Consider the following 21,427-nt stretch of genomic DNA (forward strand, 5'->3'; position numbering starts at 1 on the left):
CCAAAGCCAGGTAAACGTTTACATAATAACCACTATTTTTCTTTCACACCCCCATATACGAAAGATCCTCGTAGGTCAATCAGTAAACTGTAAATAATATAGAACCTACCATTATTATACGAACGATTTATCTCCATGTATAATGATGGGTAAAGATGTCTGCTATCTGTCTTACTGATGGTGTATAGAACACGTATTCCATACCATCATTTCATAACTACGAAGGGATGTTCAATATAGATTTCATCTTCTCGCTCCCTAAGATTTACACTATTGCCAACTTGTTAAATATTCTAAATTATTATAAAATATAGTTGAGCTCTTGATCATTAGAAAAGATAGCTTTTATCACTAAATGGATGTCATTGGAATAATTAGTGGAGGGTTGTAAATGGAAATCAAAGACTTGCTTATTTTTCAAAGTGTTGCTCGAAATGGCAGTATTAGTAAAGCAGCAGATGAGTTATGTTATGTTCAATCCTATGTAACTGCTCGAATAAAGTCATTAGAATCATATTTACAAACACAACTTTTTCATCGTCATAGCCGAGGAACTACATTGAATTCGGAGGGGAAAAAACTTCTAGCCTACACTGAAAAAATTTTATTCATGATGGATAATATAACCGCAGCTTTCCAAGATTCGGACAATCCTTCGGGTACCCTTGAAATCGGGACGGTTGAAACGGTTATGAAACTACCAACGGTTTTATCAGCCTATCACAGAAATTACTCCAATGTTGATCTATCACTTCGTACTGGTGTCACAGAAGAACTTATCCATCAAGTTTTACGATGTAAGCTTGATGGTGCATTTGTCACAGAATTTGGGACACATCCTGAAATTGAGCAAGTTAAAGTTTTCCAAGAGAAATTAGTATTAATATCTGATAGCCAAGAAGTTACTGCTGACGATTTAAAAAATAAACCCCTTCTGGTCTTCAATTCGGGGTGCATTTATCGGGAACGACTAGAAAATTGGCTTCGTGATGGAGGAGTAGTCAACGCAAAAATCATGGAATTCGGTACACTGGAAACCATTTTGGGTAGTGTTATATCTGGTCTAGGGGTTAGCCTTGTTCCGCAGTCAACCGTTAATCATTTAGAATCAAGGGGGGCAATCCAATGCCACGATATTCCAAAAAAGTACAGTAATATTTCAACTGTGTTTATCCGCCGGAAAGACGCTTATTTAACCAATGCAATGGAAAAATTCATGGACACCATACACGAATATAAAAATAAATCCTGCCACCCGATGATTGAATCCATTTTACCATTCTCCCATCGTAAACAATTTCCTGTATAGAGTACTCTATAAGAATCAATGAAGAACAGTGTACACATATAGTAGACGGAAATTTTAAAGGATCAACTGAACTTGACACATATAGTCCATTTGCAACCAAACATACTTTAGAAACCTTTTTCTCTCGCCTCTAAGCGAATGTGGCCGTTTTTCTTATAATTGGTACTTTTCTATGTTGAATCCTTAACCTCATAGTATTTCATGTTTTCCAACGTGAAAAAAGGGTAAACCTATTACAGTTTACCCCTTTTTATTTGCGAATATAATGAAACTAGACTATAGAACTTTTTCAGAATTCGTTGCTACTCCTTCATTCATTATATAGCTTTTTTCTCTGCAGTATTAAAATTTTCATGAATCATTTTTAACTTTCTAGACGGCGAACCAAAGATTCTACTAAATACGTATGTGCCAATGATTGAAATAACCATACCGATTGATCCAGCAATCCAGACATTAGAATTTAGAAGTAAAATGGAAAAAGCTACAACTCCTAAAAGGGAAGCAACAATTGCTCCTTCTTTTGTTGCCTTTTTATCAAACACGGCCATAATGATGGGACCTACAACAAGAGACCCCATTCCGCCTAGTGCACCATACACGAGGATGGAAAGAAATTCAGGCGTTCGAACAAGTGAACCGACGATAGCAATGCTTCCTATGATCAATGTGCTAATCTGTGAGATTCTTAGACTTTGCCTATCCGTTAATTTCATACCAAAACACTTTTGGATTAAATCATACCCGACGGTTGTACCCACTGAGTGTAAAATAGATGAAACTGTAGTAAGCACTGCTGATAAAACGCCTATGACTACCAACGCTCCTATATAAGTCGGAAAATAGGTACTAACAAATACTGGCAATACGGCATCTGCTTGATCTAGGTTAGGAAATAATATTCTACCCGCATACCCTGCCCACATACCCCCGCTAATGATAACTGTAAATAGAATGACATAAATGACCACTTTCCTAAAGCTCTTTACATCATTTAAGGCAAAAAGTCTAATACTCATGTATGGTTGACCAATTTGCCATAGGCTATAATAGATTAGCATAAAAATAACGGTTATGGGGGTAAACATCACCGGATCAAAAATCCCTGTAAGAGTGGAATCAATAGTAGTTAACCTCTCATTCATCGCTCCCCATCCACCTACCATATATATACTTGCTGGAACGATGAATATCATGAGTACCGCCATAAAAATACTTTGGGCCGCATCTGTCCAAGCAACAGTTACAAATCCCCCTTTTGAAGAGAATATAATTAAAACGGCACCTAGTACAATAATTGGCCAGTCAAATGAGGTTCCAAAAAAGGCGCTAAATAACACTCCTACTCCTTTAAATTGGGCGACCATCATTGGTGTGTAAAATATTAATATCCCGAGCGACATAATTAACTGTAAAAACCTACTTTCATATATTTCTCCTAAAAAGTCTGGAACAGTTAACGTATTTAATCTCACACTAATCATACGCATCCTTGGTCCAAAGAATAAAATCGGTATAACGATCCCAATCAGACAGCCTACCCAAATCCATGTCATAGACCAGCCATATTCATATGCAAGTCCAGGGTTTCCTAAAAAACTACTTGCACTACCATACGTTGCTATAATCGTAGCAGCAACAATAAGTGGACCCATATTCCTACTAGCCAACGCAAAATCTGCCGTAGATTTCGTTTTCTTTGAGGATACATATCCAACGATAAGCAGGAATACTAGAAAAAGTGACAAAGATACAATAATCGTGATCATGGTATTGTCCATCAATCCGATTCCCCTTTAATAAATCTATCCATCTTTTCTTTTGTCCAATATTTATTCATATATAGTATAGATAAAAATAAGGTTCCCCCTACACAAATGATGTAGTAAAGAAAAGCCATATGCATCTTAATCACTCCTTTTGGAACGTTTGCACTTCTAAAATTACTTCATTAAAAATAACTCTTCTTATATAGATAAGAAACTTCTATAGATAAGAAACTTCCGTACATGAGAATATGTCTCAATTAATAAGCAATTTTTAAAGTTAACAAACTCCTATTTTACTAAATGGTAAATGCCCTACTTTAGAGCATTACCATGATTCTATCTATCCATCGGTATAATGACCCTTTCTAGTATTACTTATTGTGTAAATAATGGTAGCTTCCCTCTCTGTTTGCGCATATCTTCTCTTCTTTCTTCCGTTTTTTCCATATTGAGATGCCCTTGTTCGATAACAACACCATAATCATTAAATGCAGTTTTAACAGAGACAATCTCGTCAAGGACATCTTCATAGACCTTTCTGGCATTCCGTTCTAGTGGATCACCGTAACCACCGGAAGATGGTACCATAATTTTCACAGATTCCCCTGCTTTAAAACGTTTCCCGTTTAATTTGGAAGGGAGTTCCTCCGGATTGATATCCGGGTTTTTAATTAATGATGCCTCCGTACCTGGTAAACCACCATTGTACCCCCATGGTTTTACGGTGTGTTTATCCCCTTCCATGGACATAAATCCATCTGTCAAAAAGCGATTCCAACGTATTATTCCGAGTCCACCTCGTGTTTTACCAGCACCACCAGTATCTTCTCTTAATTCATACTGCTCGCAAATCATCGGAGTATGCATATCAAGGTCTTCAATTGGATTGTTTCGCGTATTCCATGAAACATAGTCCATGGCATCCATGCCGTCTTTTTCAGGACGACCACCATAAGAACCCTCATTAACTTCAATGTACACCCAATAATTACGATCCTGGTCCAAACCGGAATAAGAAGCAAATTGGATATTGGCGGATCCACCTGCACAAGTTTTCTCCGGTATGACGGATGTTAATGCCTTAATAATTAAATCAGCCGCAGTATTGACCTGGTTTGCTCGACTAAAGGTAGCCGCCGGTTTTATTGGGTTAAAGATACTTCCCTTCCTCGCTGTTACTTTAATCGGACGAAACACACCATGATTAGCTGGCACAAATTCTTCATGAGTATAGGTATCAAGAAATATCGAACGTAACGTGCTATACACACTTACACATAGTGCACCAGAATAGGCAGCGTTAAAAGCAGAAGCAACCTGGTCAGCAGATTTAGAAACATCTATTTCCAGCTCGTCGCCTTTTTTAATTACATTCACATGTACCTTCAATTTTTCATTCAGATTAATACCATCATCATCCAGCCATGACTCTGCTTCATATTCACCATCAGGAATCTTAGCGATTTCTGTGCGCATCATTCGTTCGGAATAATTCATTAATTCCTCACCAGCAGCTAGTACCGTATCTTTTCCAAATTTATCAAGAAGTTCTATAAACCTCTTTGTCCCAAGTCGACAAGCAGCTACCTGTGCTTCTAGATCGCCAATAACGATGGAGGATGTGCGCACCTTCTGTCTGACAATTTCAAACAATGTTTCATTCGGTTTTCCTTTGTCATACAGCTTTACACCGTTTAATACTAAACCCTCTGCATAAACATCAGGGGCATCGACGATTAATCCCGGCTGTGCACCACCAATATCAAGGTGATGTGCAGTTGTTCCTGCATAACCAATTAATTCACCTTCATAGAAAATGGGCTGCGTTAGCGATATATCAGGTGAATGGGATGCACCAGCATATGGATCATTATTCCAGATAATATCATCTGGATGCTGATCGTCCCCGAGTACTTCCTGAAACCCTTGAATATAACCAGGAAGACATCCTAATTGCATTGGCGTTGAGTCAGACTCAGCCAATGTTTCGCCAAATCTTGTGAATATCCCAGCACCAAGATCCTCCGACTCCCGGATAAGTGAAGAATAAGCCATCCGTTGCATAAGATGAGACATTTCTTTAGCAATGGTATCCAACGCCCCACCAATGACTTGCACCGTTACTGGATCAACCTTTTTACTCATCCCCTAACACCACCTTTGAAAATTTCTTTTCTCTATCTTTGGAAGTCCCTTCTTTTGGTGTTGCAAGTAATGTGCCATGCGAAGAAACTATCACTTGCCAGTCCGGCGGAACAATGGTTGTTGAATCACGTTGAATGATGGAAGCAGGTCCTGTAATCCAATCATTCGCCATCAATTTTTCTCGTTGATATCGCGGTGTTGGCAATCCTTTAAATTCCCCGTCTACTTTAAAATAGGTTTGCCTTTCATACATCTTAGCTTCCTTTGGATTTGTTCGTTTCATTTCCTCTAATTTTGGCAATCTTAGTGATGGTGTCTTTCCTTTTGCAACAATATCTAAAGAGATTAATTCTACCGTATTCTCTGGAAAGTAATGACCATATTCCTGTTGATGGATAGAATGGAATCTAGATACAATCTCTTGGATGCTTTGTTTGGTTAATTTTCCTTCTGGAATCGGCACACGCAACTCAAAACCTTGGCCCATATAGCGACATTCCGCAATCCGTTCAAACTCAATATTACGCTTACTGATACCGTCCTGAATTAACTGTGATTCGGCTTTCTGCTCTAATTGCTCTAGCTGCTGTACCAACCTTGTTACAAGATAATATGAAATCGTTTTCATTTTCTCGATATGGGAAGCGTTAAAATGGTATTTTAAGTCACTAACTAATAAACCAGTAGAGGCTGTAATACCCGGATAATTAGGAACCATTACAAGCTTCGAATCAATCGTTTTGGCTAAATCAATAGAATGGAGTGGCCCTGCACCGCCAGCTGCCAATAAGGCAAAATCCCTTGGATCAATTCCTTTACGTACAGAATTTTCTCGAATCGAAAGTGCCATATTGTTATTAATGATTTCTAGTATTCCAAAGGCTGCTTCCTCAACAGTCATATTTAATTTGTCAGCAACCTTCTTTTTAATAGCCTCAGCACTTTTTTCTGGGTAGAGCGGAATATCCCCACCCAAAAACTGTTCTGGATCCAACCTTCCTAAAACAACATTGGCATCTGTTACACACGGATCTTCACCGCCTTGCCCGTAACATGCAGGTCCCGGTGTTGAACCAGCACTCTTTGGTCCTACACGAAATGCTCCACCAGCGTCAACATAGGCAATAGATCCTCCCCCAGCACCAATCGTATCAACTTCTAGCATAGGGGTAACCACCGGATAACTATTCACTTCCGCATCCCTTGGATTTACCACTCGTGGAGTATTATCCGGGATAATAGAAATATCAGCAGAAGTACCACCAATATCGACACTAATGACATCTTTTATACCTTCTAACTGCCCCCACCATGAAGCAGCTAATACGCCTCCTGCAGGTCCAGATTTTAATAGATTCATAGGGGATACCATCGCATTTTGAGATGAGGCCATTCCACCTGACGATTGCATGATTTGGAGTTTCCCCTTCACATTAGCTTCTTTAAGCGATTGGACTAAATTATTGATATATTGATTAACCTTAGGTGCAACAAAGGCATTCATTGCTGTCGTGCTGAAACGTTCATATTCACGTATCCGAGGCGCAACCTCGCTGGAGGTGAAACATTGTATTTCCGGCCAAATTTCTTTCACTATTTCTTTTGCTCTTCTCTCATGGACATCATTAAGAAATGAGAAAAGGAAAGCTACAATAATAACTTCTACCCCTTCCGCTTTCAACTTTCTAACCGCATCACGAACCTCTTGTTCATTCATTGGAGTACGGATTTGTCCATTAGGTGCTTGAAGCTTTTCCGTAATTGGAATACGGTGCCTACGCTTTACCAATGGATTATCCTGCCAAGGAAGGCTTTGCTGAATAGAAAAGTTTTCACTCTTTTTATGACGAGCTATATGCAGTATGTCGCGATAATTTCTTGTTGTCAGCATACCAACCTTCGCACCATTACCTTCTATCGTAATATTGGTTGCAACAGTGGTTCCATGAAGAATGTATTCCACATCCCGCACATCGACACCACTCATTGTACAAAGTTCTTTAATTCCTTTAATGACACCGACTGATTGGTCATATAGTGTACTTGGTACTTTGTGTACGTTTATTTTATTTACTTTCTCATCTATTAATATCAAATCAGTAAACGTACCACCAACATCGACCCCGATACGAACCATACACATTCTCCTCTCATTTGTGGATTAGTAGTCAAAATTATTTACAACAATCATTCCCTATTATTTCTATTAGTTCGATCTATTTTTATAATATTTAAAATTATTATAAAATTAAGTCTCATGTTTGTATAATAACTTGTAAAGATATCTCTTATCATCCAAACTGATTGCCATAAATACGTATAAAGTAAAGCTTCATTCAGCCGAGGCTCCCCCCACTTCTCCCAAGTTTATTTTTATCATAGGAGAGAGCAGAATTGAGTTATTAGGAACAATGAAAACCCCACATAAAAATTATGTTATTCTCTCCATTTTGGGGGTGGGGTTTTCACGTAACCTTAGGTCATTACGTATTCTTGATAGTCTTCATCTACTATATCCAGTATCTCTTCCAATCATCATTTTAGTAGGAAGTATATTAGACCACCAAGTCACTGTTAGAAGTGGTCTATACTTGCACCTAAGTGATGATTTCAGAACTTACTTTAATATGGTCATACTAAAGGGAATGACACTAGACTACCCCGTGATATTCATATTTATTAAGTGAACTGTTTTGTCTTGTTGCTGTTGTAAACACTATCATCGATGCTAGTTAAGTAATCAACTACTTCATCAACTGGTAGAACGTCTGCAAATTTTGCATCCATATCAAATAGATTCCATTCCACAACTCCTGGCACTCTATCACCGATCGTTCCTTCTGGTACAATGGTTTTAAACCCATATCCAGTAGAATCCATTACGGTATGACGTACACATGCACAAGCTGTAGCTCCCATGACGATTAGTGTATCAACCCCTAGTTTAACCAATGTTTGAGCGAGATGTGTTCCAAAAAAGTTACTTGCATATTTTTTATGAATAACTGGCTCTTCTGGCCTTGGCTTAAGCTTTGGATCGATTTCCATCCATTCGGAGTCTATTTCTAATGTATGCAATGGAATTTTCTCATCCCATCTTGGTAAATCCCACTGTTCTTTTCCTACAAAGCCCGTTGTTGTATGAAAAATTGGGACACCAGATTTTCTCCCAGCTTCTAATACCTTTAAAGCATTTGCACAAATTTCATCGTTGTTATTACACGTAAATGGATGTCCTTCACTCATCCAAGCCTTCGCCATGTCAACGGTAGTAATCGCTGGAGCCTTCCCAAAGCCCATTCGTTTTTGGAACCCTCTCTCTTTATAAATTTTTCTTGCCTCTGCAAATGCCTTTTCTAATAACTCCTGATCAAATTCATAGTTCCCTTGATTGTCTGTGTACTTTTTATTCATGAATAATTCCTCCCTCATATTTATAAAAATGTTTCTACCTAAATCGTTGCAAAATCCGTGCCAACTTTTAAAAGGTTCATATAATAGGAAATACGGTAATAAAAAATGAATACTCTGTTGCTTAAATGCAACAGAAATGTATGGAGAGGGCAAAAACACTAGGAGTGATAACGTTTTCATTTCTGCAACATTATGACCTATTTTGCAAAAATGCAACAGCTTTCTATGTTTAAATATCAATATCATATTTTTTAATTTTTCTAGAAAGAGTGGAAGGGTTAATACCAAGGGTTTTTGCTGCCTTTCTCAAGGAACTATGTTTATTAAGTGCGGATTGCAATATACTTTTTTCATAGACCTCCATCAGGTAATCTAACTTACCTTTTTGACCTTCAGCGTGTTTATAGTCGTTCATTAGTACATGTTCATTTAATATCTTATCTGGTAGCTGTTCAAAACTTATTTCTTCTCTTTCGTTCATAATAAACATGTATTCCACTACATTTTGTAGCTCCCTTACATTTCCTGGCCAGGAGTATTTTACAAGCGCTTCGACAAGGTTTTGGGACATGATGACGTTTTTCTGGTATTTTGTGTTAAGTTTTTTTAAAAAGTGATTGATCAACTCTCTTATATCCTCTGGTCTATTTCTGAGGGGAGGAATGGTAATGGGAATCACATTCATCCTAAAATATAAATCTTCTCTAAATGTGCCATTTTTAATTTCCTCTAAAAGATTCCTATTAGTTGAAGAAATAATTCTCACATCTAATTTGATCGGTTTTGTTCCACCAATTCGTAAAACTTCCTGTTCTTGTATGACTCTTAACAACTTAGATTGAATCGGCATGGTGAGTTCTCCAATTTCATCTAACAGTATCGTTCCGGTATTGGCTAGTTCAAACAATCCAGCCTTTCCAGAATTAGAAGCTCCTGTAAAAGAACCAGGCATATAACCAAAGAGCTCAGATTCAAATAGATCCTTAGGTATCGCTGCACAATTTACTTTTATAAAGGGCTTATCTTTACGATTGCTATGTTGATAAATAAAATTGGCTAAAACTTCCTTTCCCGTTCCAGATTCTCCAGAGATAAGTATCGTACTATCAAATGCAGCTGCATTTGAGGCAAACCTTAATACTTCCTGCATAGCCATACTTTTATAGATCAGTCCCTTAGCTGGGAAATGTTCTTTTCGCAAAAGTTCTAATTCTTGAGAATATCGCTGCTTTATTAGATTGACTCTCTCCAGTTCTTTCTTTAGGTTTATTAGATCTTCTATGTTTCTCGTATTACATATGACTCCTATCATTTCTTTATCTTTGTCGAATATAGGGGCAGCAGTTGTAAGTGCGGTTCTGCCAGATATATACCTATGAATCAATGATATAGATTGCTTGGTTTCCAATACCTTTAAGGTTGCGGATTCATTAAAAGCATTTTCATCTAGAAGTGTTTGCAATTTTTTCCCAAGAATTTCACTTCTTTTTAGGCCGGATATATTTTCATAAGCTGGATTAACGTAAAGCGTATTACCATCCATATCAGCTATTAACACACCATCTGAAGAAGATTCTAACCCTCCAAATATATAGTCTTGTATTTGTTCCATTACCTCTTCTTTCATTTTCATGGAATGCTCCAATATATCTCCTCCTAGTAACATCCTTTTACGGACGCCGTAATTATTTATGATAATCATGCATTTTCACCTGGCAAGAAAGGTATTGATTATGCATTAATGGCAAATTATTCTGAATATTACCATCATACACTTTTATCAGAATGAATGAAAGTGATTGTTATATAAAAAGATGGAATATACAGTTTCTTCCATTATTATGGTGGAAGTATTACTGCTCCTTAACATAGTAAATGAGTGGTTTTACAAAGTAGCTTCTTCTGCTCTCCTTTGATTGGATGCTCTTTCCTTTTTCCCATGTAGAATGTAGTAAAGAAAAATAGATACTAGAATGACAAAGACCATCGATAGAAATATACCACGGTATCCTGTAATTGGAACGAGAAATCCAAGTAAGAAAGGTCCTATACCAAGTCCTAATTCATATAGAATAAAATAAGTAGAAGTAGCCAATCCTACTCTATTAGGTGGAGTTACCTTTATAGCAATTGCTTGAACAATCGAAACAAAGTTACCATAACCTAAACCAATAAGTGCAGCGGCTACTAAGAGTATTACTCCATGGTGTGCTTGACTAAATACCAACATGCCAAGAGCAAAAATGATAAGACATGGATATACGACGATATTCGGCCCTTTTTGATCCATCAATTTCCCTGTAAAAGGTCGTAAAAGTAAAACAAAAGTAGCATAGACTAGAAATAAAAATCCCCCAGCCTCTTCTAATTGAATCTCCTCCATATAAAAAGACAGAAAAGACATAATGCCAGAATAAGCGAAACCAATGACAAGTGCTACAAAAGAGATGGGTACTGCTCTTGGTTCAATAAAATTGGAAAGTTTTAACCCCTTTGCACGCTTTCCTTGACTTTTAGTAGATGTTTGGTGACCAGGGATATTCATAGCAGATACCATCACAAGGCAAATAATAGCTAAGATTAAATTAAATAAAAAAATACTGATATAGTCGTCATCCCGTGTAAATAGGATTCCGATAAATGGACCAATAGCAGAGCCTAATATAGCAGTCATACTAAAATAGCCAATTCCTTCCCCTCGTCGGTTTTTAGGAATGATTTGAGCAACGATCGTCCCAGCTGCGGTACTGGCTACTCCCACAGCAATGCCATGTAAAAGTCTAATAATAAGTAATAATGATAAATTAATAGCTGCATAGTATAATGCGGTAGTAATAATGAAGAAAGTGAGGCCAACCAGTATCGTTTGCCTGCTACCTCTATCCTGAATAGTTCTTCCTGTTATTAATCTCCCAACTAAAGAGCCAATAATAAAAATTCCTGATACAAGTCCAGCAACACTTGTAGGAGCATTGAATTCTTGGACAGCATAGGGAGCAATGGTTACGATTAATACAAAATATACCATCATAACTATAAAATTAATCAAGGATACGAATATAAATTCCTTTGTCCAAAGTTTTTCCTTACTCATACTATTTCCTCCTAAATCTCTTCGAAAAAAGTCAATTCCAACTGGCTTTCTTACTGTTTTTCTCTACCATTTAAATGAAGTTTTTCTACATCCAAGTTTTGAAAAGATATGTGTTTGTTGCAATTGGTTCAATCCATTAATTATTAGAGAGCAGATGTAAATAATAAATTCGTTGAATACTCCATTCTGGCTTTCTATCAAGATATTACATAAAAGCTAATGGTTAGGACTTTTCGATTTCAATGAAAGTGTAATTTTGTTTTTAAAAATAAGTGACTGACATGTTGTTCAGCCACTTATTTTTTCAGGATATAACTAGATTCCTTTTTTTAAGAAATCACCAGTAAGACGATAAACATCCTTGTATTCATCTAGGTGCGTCCATTTAGCTAAGAATCCGTGTATGGTACCTTCATACCGTTTCATCATCACTTCGACACCAGCATTCTTCAATTTCTCAGCATAGAGCTCTCCTTCATCACGAAGCGGGTCATGTTCCGCTGTGATAACTAATGCTGATGGAAGGTTTTCCAAGCTTTCTGCTTTGATTGGTGAAACAAGTGGATTCGTTGGATCAGCGCCACCAGATAAATAAAATGAATTATATTCAGGCAGTGCATCTGTTTCTAAACCATTCCCTTTTCTGTTTTCCATTAGTGACAAATAACGGTTCCTGTCAAAATCCAGATCTAAGGATGGGTAGTATAATATTTGTTTGGTAATCGTAAATTCTTTTTTCTCCTTTGCCACCAAGGATACCGCAGCAGCTAGGTTGCCACCTGAGCTATCCCCAGCAACCGCAAGATTCTCCCCGTCCCAATTCAATTCATCTATATGCTCTCTTGCCCATTTTGTCACATTGTAGCAATCTTCCAATGCCGCCGGAAAAGGATGTTCGGGAGCAAGGCAGTAATCAACAGAAATGACTTTATACCCGGACTCCATCGCAATCGGCCGGACAATCTCATCATGACTTTCTAAACTACCTGAGAAAAAGGCTCCACCGTGAAAATACATTAAAATTGGATAAGCGTCTTTTAGTTCTGGTGTATAGATTCGAACATTTACATCTCCTTCTTTAGTAGGAATGGTTTGCTCTTCAACAGAATGAACCTGTACACGCTCCTCCAGCGGTATTACGGGTGTGTTCATTGCATTCCTATGCTCTTCTGGTATGATTTTTTGATTAGAATCAGACTGAGGCATTGATTCTAAGAATTGATGAATTGCAGGATGTAACACCATTTGTAAAACTCCTCCTTATTTTTATAAAATGAATCTTCAATCAGAGACCCACTGAAAAAAGGAACAAAGGCTAAAGTCGCAACGTCCGTTACAACGCCTCCTGAGACCTACGTCCTGTAGGGCCGAACGAATCGGGATTTTAGGGTCAGTCTATACCACAAGGGTATAACTGATTCTTTTTTCCTTTATTTTTAGATGGGGATATTACTGCACCTTACCCTGCGATACATAGTGTCATATACCTAATGCTTCTTTTTCTGGAAAAGCCGTCTCAGCCTTTACATTTGGAGACTGGCGTGATAATTCTTGATAATGACGGGTCATCGGCTTTCTGCGTGATTCATAGATTTTCAGGGCATCTTGTATTGTGTCAGTTTCCTCTATAGATTCTGCTAAAACACCTGCATCTTGTATCGCCATATTCGCACCTTGACCACGATGATGGAGCATCGCATGAGCAGCATCCCCAAGTAATCCGATACAATTAGAGGTCCAACAGTTAATCGGATCAATATCAAAAACGGCGCGACAGGTAAAATCTTCAGCAATCATTGCCATTTCCCGAAATTTAGGATCAAATTCTTTTAAGTGCTGTAATATATCTTCTCTGCTTACCTCTGGATGCCACGAAGCGTCATCAGAACGGACGGTAATATCATAAGAAACTTGATTTCGATGGTGCAGCGGCATTAGATAAATATGAGCACCGCTCTCAGCCACAAAGACTCTAAATATGTCATTGACAACAAAATATGCATCCTTTTCTTTTAAAATGGTCCGATACGCATGCATTCCAGAATAAATCGGCTCTGCATCACTGAAGAATTGTCTCCGTATAGTGGATCGTATTCCATCTGCCGCAATGACTAAATCAGCTTCCACCTTCTTGCCATTTTCGAAATAAACTTCCGCATAATCATCATGTTCGGTAATTGACTTACATCTGTGCTCTAAGTGGACATTTTGAGGTGGGACATGATTTAAGAGAATATCTATTAAATCTGCCCGGTGAATTAATCTTGCCCATGTTTCCTCCGGATTGTCAGTTAAAACCGGCCATGCTTCCTTTACTAAGACTTCTCCATGCGCTGTTGCTACATCCATATAGTTACTTACAGAACTCTTCTGTACAATTTCATCATAAATCCCCCACTTTTTAAAAAAATCTAACGTCGGAGGTCTCATTCCAATCCCAGCACCAACTTCTTTAATGGCTGTTGCTTGTTCGTAAAGATCTGCTTTTATTCCTTTCCTATGCAGCGCAACTGCCGCCGCTGCTCCACCAATACCTGCCCCAATAATAGCAACCCTTAATTCAGATTTTTGCTTGTCTTTGAACCGCATAAATAACTTCCCTCCAAATTACAAATTTTGTACCCATAGTCCACTTATGCACTTTGGGTAAATAACTGTACCTCGAGTTCATATTACTAATATAAAAGCGAAAAAATCAAAGGGGTTTTTTAAATTGATTCAAAATAACTAAATTTTACACCGGTTCTTTATGACCGGTTTCTTGATTTTTCTTTACTCTTCATGTAATCTAAATTGAGTAAAAAGTTGTATTGTTTACACAGATAAAACAATAATATTACCCTGAACCATTTACCTAAAAAATAACCATAAGGAATGAGTTTATGACAGGACCATTTTCTAAAAAACAAGTCCAACATAATCGCGAAGTATACATCCTTCAAGTTGCTGAAGAATTATTAATTGAAAAGGGTTATTTTGACATGTCAATGGATGAAATAGCATCTCGTGTTGGGATTAGTAAGGTAACACTTTATAGACATTTTAAGTCAAAAGAGGATCTTATCTTTTCACTGTTTTTCCGGGATTTTCCTGATTTTTCTAAGGATCTTGAACAGATAACAATGAAGGACCTTCCTATATTGAAAAAAATAGAAAACATGACTTATTTGAGTCTCTTGAACTTTTTGCAAAGAGATTCAGAAATACCCTTATCCCTTATCTCTTTATTAGGTGATCTTCCAATATTCCTAAAAACGAAAGAAAAGGAAATTGAAAAAATCGAACAGACATTAGCAGATTATTTAATTCCAGTACTTAAGGAAGGACAAACTAAGGGTGTAGTTGATGTGTCAATTCCACCTGAACTTCTATTAAAAACATTTTTTGGAATCATTTCCTCATATAGCTTAAAAAACAAAACAATAGAGAATAATTTAGGTAAAAAGGACCTAGCCGAAATGGGTACACGACTTTATATGAAAGCCATTACTGCTTCCAATCAGTAACTATCCTAAATAGAGTACATAACGCCAATTTATTAATAGATTGGCGTTTATTCATACCTGATGCTAGCGGTGAAGGGTGAGACCATAGCCAAAATGCATCACTAAGAACCACTCCTCTTGCTCCAACATCTAGCTAGGGATATGATATTTATGTTTTAGATCATAGAAATCCAACCAATTCATCCATGAAATGATAAGAAAATATATCAATCAAGCAAGTGACTATTTAGTCTTTCTTTATTTTTGTGGTTAATACCTGTATATATTTGGGTTAACTATCCATTCACATATAAAAAGATATGGGGTTATTTTATTTTACGAATAAAGGTAAAATTATAATAAATAAGATACATTCATTTTACCTAAGATCCAGAATTTGGATGGAAATATGCTACGATAGAGTTATAGAAAAATTAAAACGAAATACCATGTAAATTGAAAATCATTTTGGTTTTATGAAATTAAAATATTTACTAGAGTGATGGTTATAATAGGGAAATTTTTTTGGATGTAAGCAGAGGGATGGTTCCCTTTGACGCACTCCACTGGAAAAGCGGAACCGTACGGTCATGAGCTTTCCTACCGTCTTTTCTTTCCTTGGTTACCACGCACGAAAGCCTGTGCATTCGCTGTCCTTTAGCGAATGGCACAGGCCTTATAGTTGTTCCTAACCAATCATATAATGCACCACTGAGAACCGTCCCTATAATTCATTCTGATCCACTCATTCCACTACGAACTTGTTCTTTACTTCTACTTCGTTCATTTCAAATGTTTGTTTACTATCACCGTTAATGACGATGAGGGTTGTTTCTTTTTCACTTAGGATGCTGACTTGTTTTTTGGTTAGTAGTAGGCGTCGTTTCTTTTTCTTGTTGGTGATGTCGATGGTTACGACTGCACCATGCTCGATGGCTCGTAGGTCTTTAGAATGTACGGTTGCTGTTCCGTTATTTTTCTTCGGTTTGATTTCAGCGACTGGTCGTTCTTCCCCTTCCTCTGAATTTTCATCCTCCTCATCGGAACCTTCGTCGTCCTTACTTCCTTTTACAATGGTCCAAATGTCTGAGGTTGCTTCACCAGTATATTCATCGGCTGCAACGGCGTACCATGCATAGTTCTCGCCTGCTTCTAATCCGTTCCATTCGACCTCTGCTGTTTCTCCACTAGGTACATCTGCAACTTTTCCAATTTCGTTGTCCGTATAAACGTTCACGGAGAAGGAATCGGTTGCGATGCGTTTTTCCTGTACGGTTAAATCTAAATCAATGGTGAATTCATCTTTTTCTGGATAGGCATCGGTATCGTAGAAATTGTAATCATCCATGTATGGAGAAAACGTATTGACAATGACTCGATTGTTATCCTGGTCAAAATGAAGCAGTCTCATGTAGCCTTGACCACCCTCTGGTCCTGCCTGGTAATCGGCAAGCATTTGATATACGGTGCGGTCAGGGGAACCGTCTCCATCATCATCAATTTCATCGATATAGGTTTGGGCTTCATGATAATGTCCGCTTAGTACAGCAATCACATTTTCATTTGGCACAACGATTTCGTTGTATAATTTTTCCCCAAGTGGGTGTCTTGTTCCAGTTGCTAATAGATATTCATGGAAATTCAAAATTGCTTTTCGATCAGGATGCGCTTCTAGTACGTCATTCACCCAGGCAATTCCTTCATCGGTGACATCCCAGCCAAGGTAGACCATGATATAATCGTTTCCACCAACGGAGATTAAATCATAATGTCCACGGTTATTCTTGTAGCTGGCACCATAGTATGGCTTATCCTCGAAACGATCCTCACCAAAATATTGATAGTATTGTGTGTAATCATTGGCAATACCACCGACATCATGGTTTCCAGCTAATACGCCATATGGAATATTATGCTCATCCAACGTTCCCATGTATTCGTCGGCATGATTCCATTGATATTCCTCAGTCGATACATCCACTAAATCTCCGGTATGGAACACATATTCAATCTTCAGTTCATCCTTATTTTCCGCAATCCACTGGGTTTGTCGTTCAAAAATATGTGGATAGCTCTCTGCATAATATTGAGTATCGGACATCCAGACAAAAGTATAGTCATACTCTTCTGGTGAGCTTGGAATTTCATCCTGGACAAGGACTTGAACCTTCGAATCCTGGACAAATTCGCTAACCTCAACTTCCACACTCAATTCAAAGTCTTCCTTACCTGCAATTTGGTAGGTTACTAATTTCCAATCCTTTTCCACATGGCTCCATGCATACATCGATACCTTTCTACCTTCGAGGGAATTTCCTTGCCAAACCAGCTCGACGACATCTTTTTCATCCACTTTTTCATCAATGGTTACCTCAAAACGATGATACGGGAACTGTGTATCCGAATCGGTCGTCAGGTATTTTCCATCGATATCAGAAACGTTTGCGATATCCTCTGGGCTAAAGGCTTCCTCACCCTCGGGTACCATTGTTTGCGGTGGCTCGGTGTCCGCCGCATTTTCCCAGGCTTGGACATGCTCGGTTTGACTTGGATCATAGTGATAACCCTTATAGAAGGTAACGTCCATTTCATCCTCTGTTGGATCCGTGACGCGAACTTGAAGCTTCGGATTCCCATCCACAGTCGCCCCAGCTTCCGGCGCGATTAATTCAGGCTGGTCTGGATTTTCCGCAACAACGGTAAAGGAAACTACTTCTTCACGCTCATTTCCTACTGCATCCGTTGCTACAACCCTCAGCACATGTTCACCTGGTTCAAGCTCGGAGGATGCTGTTTCATACGGCACTTCCAATTCCTCGCCATCCAGCGTCACCTTTACCGCTTCGACTCCAGCAGTTTCATCTGTCGCCTCCGCATCAATGGAAAAGGCACCCTTGTATTCCTCTCCATCCGTAACAGTAGTTTCCACAGCTGGTGCGGTGTTGTCAACCAGTATGGTCGCTTGTTTTTCCTCATCGCTATCCTTTACGGTAATCACATGCTCACCATCTGCAACCTGTGTTGTATCCCAATCGTGGGTTTGAGATTCGGCATGCTCGTTGGTAATTTTGAAGCTAAAATCCTCAAATGGATGCCCATCATTCATTCCCATGGATCTGGTCGGATCGGCGAAATTCGGATCTCTTACAATCGATCCATCTGATAAAACCAAGCGAACATTTCGTATCTCGTAATTATCACGGTTTTCCTTGGATTCTAAATCATACGGAGAAGCTTTGTTTCCAGACCGAACCGTTATGGTATTTTCCCCAACGGTTAAATCATCTGGGTTGATCGGAACACTGAACGTTTTCCACTCGGTGAGCCAGTCCTTATCCATCATGAGAAGAATCTCATCCCCCATCGTGACGGCATTTTTGAAATACGTATTCAGCCCGTTTACTTCTAGAGCAAAATAAGCAGGGCGCTCCACGGAAGCATATGTGTCCGTTATCTCCTCCCCATCAATCTTTAGGCTCACGTCATCGGTGGCATCCTCTCTGGAGGTCCCTTTTAAGATGACATTGCCACTTAAAACCTCTTTCTCACTCACGTTTAAACGTAGGCTCTCATTTTTAAAATCACTAGTCACTGCGATTTCGAAGGTTTCACTCGTTACCTCATTCATACCATCAGACACGGTAAAATAGTATTCTACCTTTTTGTTTCCAATCAATTCTGGGGAGTAGATGGTATGCTGATACTGACCGCTCTCTTGATCTTTTTGCAAAACGACATCCTTATAGTCTGCTTGATTCGTAGTTTTATAGAATAAACGAACACTGACAACCTCTTTGTCATCTTCTACATTGGCAGCGATTTGGATATTTTCCTGTTCATCCACCTCAGTCGCCTCGGTTCGATTTTCAACAGTTGGAGGTATGGTATCCTCCTCTAGCTGTAATGGCTGTTCTGGTACCTGGTAGGATTCCACCTCTCCAGGCGTACCATCCTCTACTCCGGCACTTACTTTCATCGCTTCGATGGACCCATCCTTTGGAAAAGTAAACACAATCCCCTTGTTCGGCTGGGCATCATCCACATTCGTGTCATTATAGTAGGATCCGGAAATCTCATTCCCCATGTTCGTCTTCACCACCAATCCACGGGAGCCACCATTGGCCATTCCCCCAGTGTAAATGCGAACAATTTCCTCATTTTCTACTAAACCCGTACCATAATGCGCATTAAAATCGGCAACTGTCGCCTCGCCATTATTGGCATTAATGACCCAAAAAACGAGCGTTTCCCCAGCAGGAATCACGACATCCTCTGGGACAGAAGGCCAGACCACATCCCGAGATGGATCCCTGTCATAGCGGTAATTTAACTTATAGTCTGAAAAATCAATGGGTTGACCGGTGTTATTATACACTTCGATAAACTCATAGCCATCAGAACCACCGATATTGGATGTATCTGGCATCACCTCGGTTACCAATAAGGGCGGAACCTCTTGAAAATCAACGTCCGCCGTTTCAACGGATATCGTCATTTCCTCTGTCGTCGCCTCATTACTTCCGTCCGTTGCTGTTATGTAATAAACAACATCCTCCTGTACCGACTTACTCGGAACTTCTGCTGTATAGATGGACGAATCCTCTGCACTCGGATTCATCGTTACCGCGGTGAAATTCTCTGCTCCCGCTTCTTTAAAATGAAGTGTTGCTAGCGGGATGGATCGGTTATCCGTAATTGTCGCTTCCACCTTCACTGGTGAAAACGAACTGCTTTCCGTAATCGGCGTATGCTCAATGGTTGGTGCCTCTGTGTCATCTGGAACGTCCGGCAATGTCACAGGCGTTGCTGGAACTTGTGTGGATTCAAACGTACCAGGTGTTGGAACCGCTGAACCTTGATCCTTCTCCATCACTGTTCCTTCTGACGGGTAACGATAATGAATATCCGCTCCACTATTATCATTGTCCTCTCCCAAATAGCTGGCCGAAATAATCTCCGCGCCATCCTTATCCTTCACGGCAATGGCACGATCCCCACCATTGCTGAATCCCGGGAAAACGGATGTATATTCCACGACCTGTTCACTCGTCAAGTTTGTCCCAAAATTATCGTTAAAATCCTGCAATGTACGCTCCCCATTGTTAAACCAGAGAACCAATGCCTCCCCAGGCTCTAATGTGACAGGTGGCACTTGGAATACTAGATCCTCCCCTGTATTGGTATACCGGTAAACAAAGGAGTAATTCTGTAGCGATAATGGTTGATTCGTATTGTTATAAAGTTCAAAAAACTCATAGTAATCCGTTCCACCACCCTCAGAGTTCGGAGAGATTTCCGTGATTAATAATGGTGGATACTCATCGAAATTCCCTTCGGATTCCGTATTGGAGCTATCCTGCGATTCTGCTTCCGCTTCTGTTACGGGGTTTTCCTGTTCTGTGCTTTCTTCCTTCATTTCCGTCTCATTAGTAAGATTTGCTTCTTCGGTTTGGTTACTTTTAGCTTGCTGAGGTGATTCTTGATCCTCTGTTGTTTCGTTATCCTCAACTTGCGTATTTTCCTTTAAAGGTTTGTTCTCTTTCTCTGTCGTTTCATTTGTTGGCTCTGTTTGAGGAACTTTGTCATTTGTTTCCTGTGATGTAGTTGCTTTACTAACTTCCTTCTCCTGAAGGGCCTTTTCACTAGTAGGCGTAGCATCCTTCTGCACCTCTACTACCGGAGATACCTCCCCTTGCTCCTCCGCAAAAGTACGATCACCCGGCAACACCATGGCAATGTCCGTAAATAGAACCGTACCAATCATCAAACTCGATAAAAACTTCCTCCTCTTCCTATCCATGAAATCCTCCTAACGTAATCTACTCTATACTGTCGATTATGAGGGGAATTTGTTGAATAAAGGTTAACCCATCTTAAAGATTCCATGAATTAAAACAGGCGAAATGAAATAGGATATTATCCCCATGGAATGGGAGGGACGGTTCTCTCTGACGCACTACTAATCTAATAAAAGAAAATGAAGGATGGTTCTGTCATACTATATGATGGAACCTTTTTTGCTCGTAAAGCTTAAAATGGTATGACATATTCTAGTTTAAGAGAATTTCTGATAATATAGGAAGAGACTGGATGGGCGCACTATAGAAGATTGGGTGTTAGTAAAGAGCGGTAAACTCCCTGAAAAGAAGGCCTCTTTTTCTATGACGAAGTTTTTCCTTGTCCAGTGAGAACAGCACTTGTCTGAATCAGT

11 protein-coding genes are annotated in these 21,427 nt (G+C 39.0%); 2 read left to right on the forward strand and 9 right to left on the reverse strand.

Features of this window, described 5'->3' with window-relative positions:
* Positions 1 to 391 precede the first annotated feature (391 nt).
* A complete protein-coding gene (locus CAO17_RS14255) occupies positions 392 to 1,309 on the forward strand; it encodes a LysR family transcriptional regulator (protein ID WP_085993351.1) in 918 nt (305 codons plus the stop codon).
* A gap of 317 nt (positions 1,310 to 1,626) precedes the next feature.
* On the opposite strand, the gene CAO17_RS14260 is transcribed toward CAO17_RS14255, so the two are convergent.
* The 8 genes from CAO17_RS14260 to CAO17_RS14300 form a co-directional block, all read right to left on the reverse strand.
* Positions 1,627 to 3,090: a sodium:solute symporter family protein gene (locus tag CAO17_RS14260; RefSeq protein WP_085993352.1), complete on the reverse strand. Its 1,464-nt coding sequence runs from the start codon at positions 3,088 to 3,090 to the stop codon at positions 1,627 to 1,629.
* 363 nt (positions 3,091 to 3,453) lie between these two features.
* Positions 3,454 to 5,223: a hydantoinase B/oxoprolinase family protein gene (locus tag CAO17_RS14265; protein ID WP_085993353.1), complete on the reverse strand. Its 1,770-nt coding sequence runs from the start codon at positions 5,221 to 5,223 to the stop codon at positions 3,454 to 3,456.
* On the reverse strand, positions 5,216 to 7,360 hold the full coding sequence (locus CAO17_RS14270) for a hydantoinase/oxoprolinase family protein (protein ID WP_085993354.1): 2,145 nt from the start codon (positions 7,358 to 7,360) through the stop codon (positions 5,216 to 5,218). The genes CAO17_RS14265 and CAO17_RS14270 overlap by 8 nt, the downstream gene beginning before the upstream one ends.
* A 542-nt stretch (positions 7,361 to 7,902) precedes the next feature.
* Positions 7,903 to 8,637, reverse strand: coding sequence for an isochorismatase family protein (locus tag CAO17_RS14280; RefSeq protein ID WP_143833767.1), 735 nt, complete (start codon positions 8,635 to 8,637; stop codon positions 7,903 to 7,905).
* 229 nt (positions 8,638 to 8,866) lie between these two features.
* The gene (locus tag CAO17_RS14285; RefSeq protein ID WP_179151965.1) at positions 8,867 to 10,282 is read right to left on the reverse strand and encodes a sigma-54 interaction domain-containing protein; all 1,416 of its coding nucleotides are present in this window, start codon (positions 10,280 to 10,282) and stop codon (positions 8,867 to 8,869) included.
* 240 nt (positions 10,283 to 10,522) lie between these two features.
* Positions 10,523 to 11,731, reverse strand: a complete 1,209-nt coding sequence (locus CAO17_RS14290) for an MFS transporter (protein WP_085993357.1) — start codon at positions 11,729 to 11,731, stop codon at positions 10,523 to 10,525.
* Between the two features lie 315 nt (positions 11,732 to 12,046).
* Positions 12,047 to 12,976, reverse strand: a complete 930-nt coding sequence (locus tag CAO17_RS14295; protein ID WP_085993358.1) for an alpha/beta hydrolase — start codon at positions 12,974 to 12,976, stop codon at positions 12,047 to 12,049.
* Between the two features lie 234 nt (positions 12,977 to 13,210).
* On the reverse strand, positions 13,211 to 14,320 hold the full coding sequence (locus tag CAO17_RS14300) for an FAD-dependent oxidoreductase (protein ID WP_085993359.1): 1,110 nt from the start codon (positions 14,318 to 14,320) through the stop codon (positions 13,211 to 13,213).
* Positions 14,321 to 14,613: 293 nt separating this feature from the next.
* On the opposite strand from CAO17_RS14300, the gene CAO17_RS14305 reads away from it, so the two are divergent.
* Positions 14,614 to 15,237, forward strand: a complete 624-nt coding sequence (locus CAO17_RS14305; protein WP_085993360.1) for a TetR/AcrR family transcriptional regulator — start codon at positions 14,614 to 14,616, stop codon at positions 15,235 to 15,237.
* Between the two features lie 724 nt (positions 15,238 to 15,961).
* On the opposite strand, the gene CAO17_RS14310 is transcribed toward CAO17_RS14305, so the two are convergent.
* Complete coding sequence (locus CAO17_RS14310) at positions 15,962 to 20,980, reverse strand: lamin tail domain-containing metallophosphoesterase family protein (protein WP_245831959.1); 5,019 nt, start codon at positions 20,978 to 20,980, stop codon at positions 15,962 to 15,964.
* Positions 20,981 to 21,427: the final 447 nt, after the last annotated feature.

It is taken from the genome of Oceanobacillus senegalensis, assembly GCF_900176885.1.
GTDB classification, from domain to species: domain Bacteria; phylum Bacillota; class Bacilli; order Bacillales; family Amphibacillaceae; genus Oceanobacillus; species Oceanobacillus senegalensis.

Excerpts from the sequence above, each read along its gene's own strand:
- CAO17_RS14295 (WP_085993358.1), bottom strand. The coding sequence starts at position 12,976 with ATGGTGTTACATCCTGCAATTCATCAATTCTTAGAATCAATGCCTCAG.
- CAO17_RS14255 (WP_085993351.1), top strand. The coding sequence starts at position 392 with ATGGAAATCAAAGACTTGCTTATTTTTCAAAGTGTTGCTCGAAATGGC.
- CAO17_RS14280 (WP_143833767.1), bottom strand. The coding sequence starts at position 8,637 with ATGAATAAAAAGTACACAGACAATCAAGGGAACTATGAATTTGATCAG.
- CAO17_RS14310 (WP_245831959.1), bottom strand. The coding sequence starts at position 20,980 with ATGATTGGTACGGTTCTATTTACGGACATTGCCATGGTGTTGCCGGGT.
- CAO17_RS14270 (WP_085993354.1), bottom strand. The coding sequence starts at position 7,360 with ATGGTTCGTATCGGGGTCGATGTTGGTGGTACGTTTACTGATTTGATA.
- CAO17_RS14305 (WP_085993360.1), top strand. The coding sequence starts at position 14,614 with ATGACAGGACCATTTTCTAAAAAACAAGTCCAACATAATCGCGAAGTA.
- CAO17_RS14260 (WP_085993352.1), bottom strand. The coding sequence starts at position 3,090 with ATGGACAATACCATGATCACGATTATTGTATCTTTGTCACTTTTTCTA.
- CAO17_RS14290 (WP_085993357.1), bottom strand. The coding sequence starts at position 11,731 with ATGAGTAAGGAAAAACTTTGGACAAAGGAATTTATATTCGTATCCTTG.
- CAO17_RS14265 (WP_085993353.1), bottom strand. The coding sequence starts at position 5,223 with ATGAGTAAAAAGGTTGATCCAGTAACGGTGCAAGTCATTGGTGGGGCG.
- CAO17_RS14300 (WP_085993359.1), bottom strand. The coding sequence starts at position 14,320 with ATGCGGTTCAAAGACAAGCAAAAATCTGAATTAAGGGTTGCTATTATT.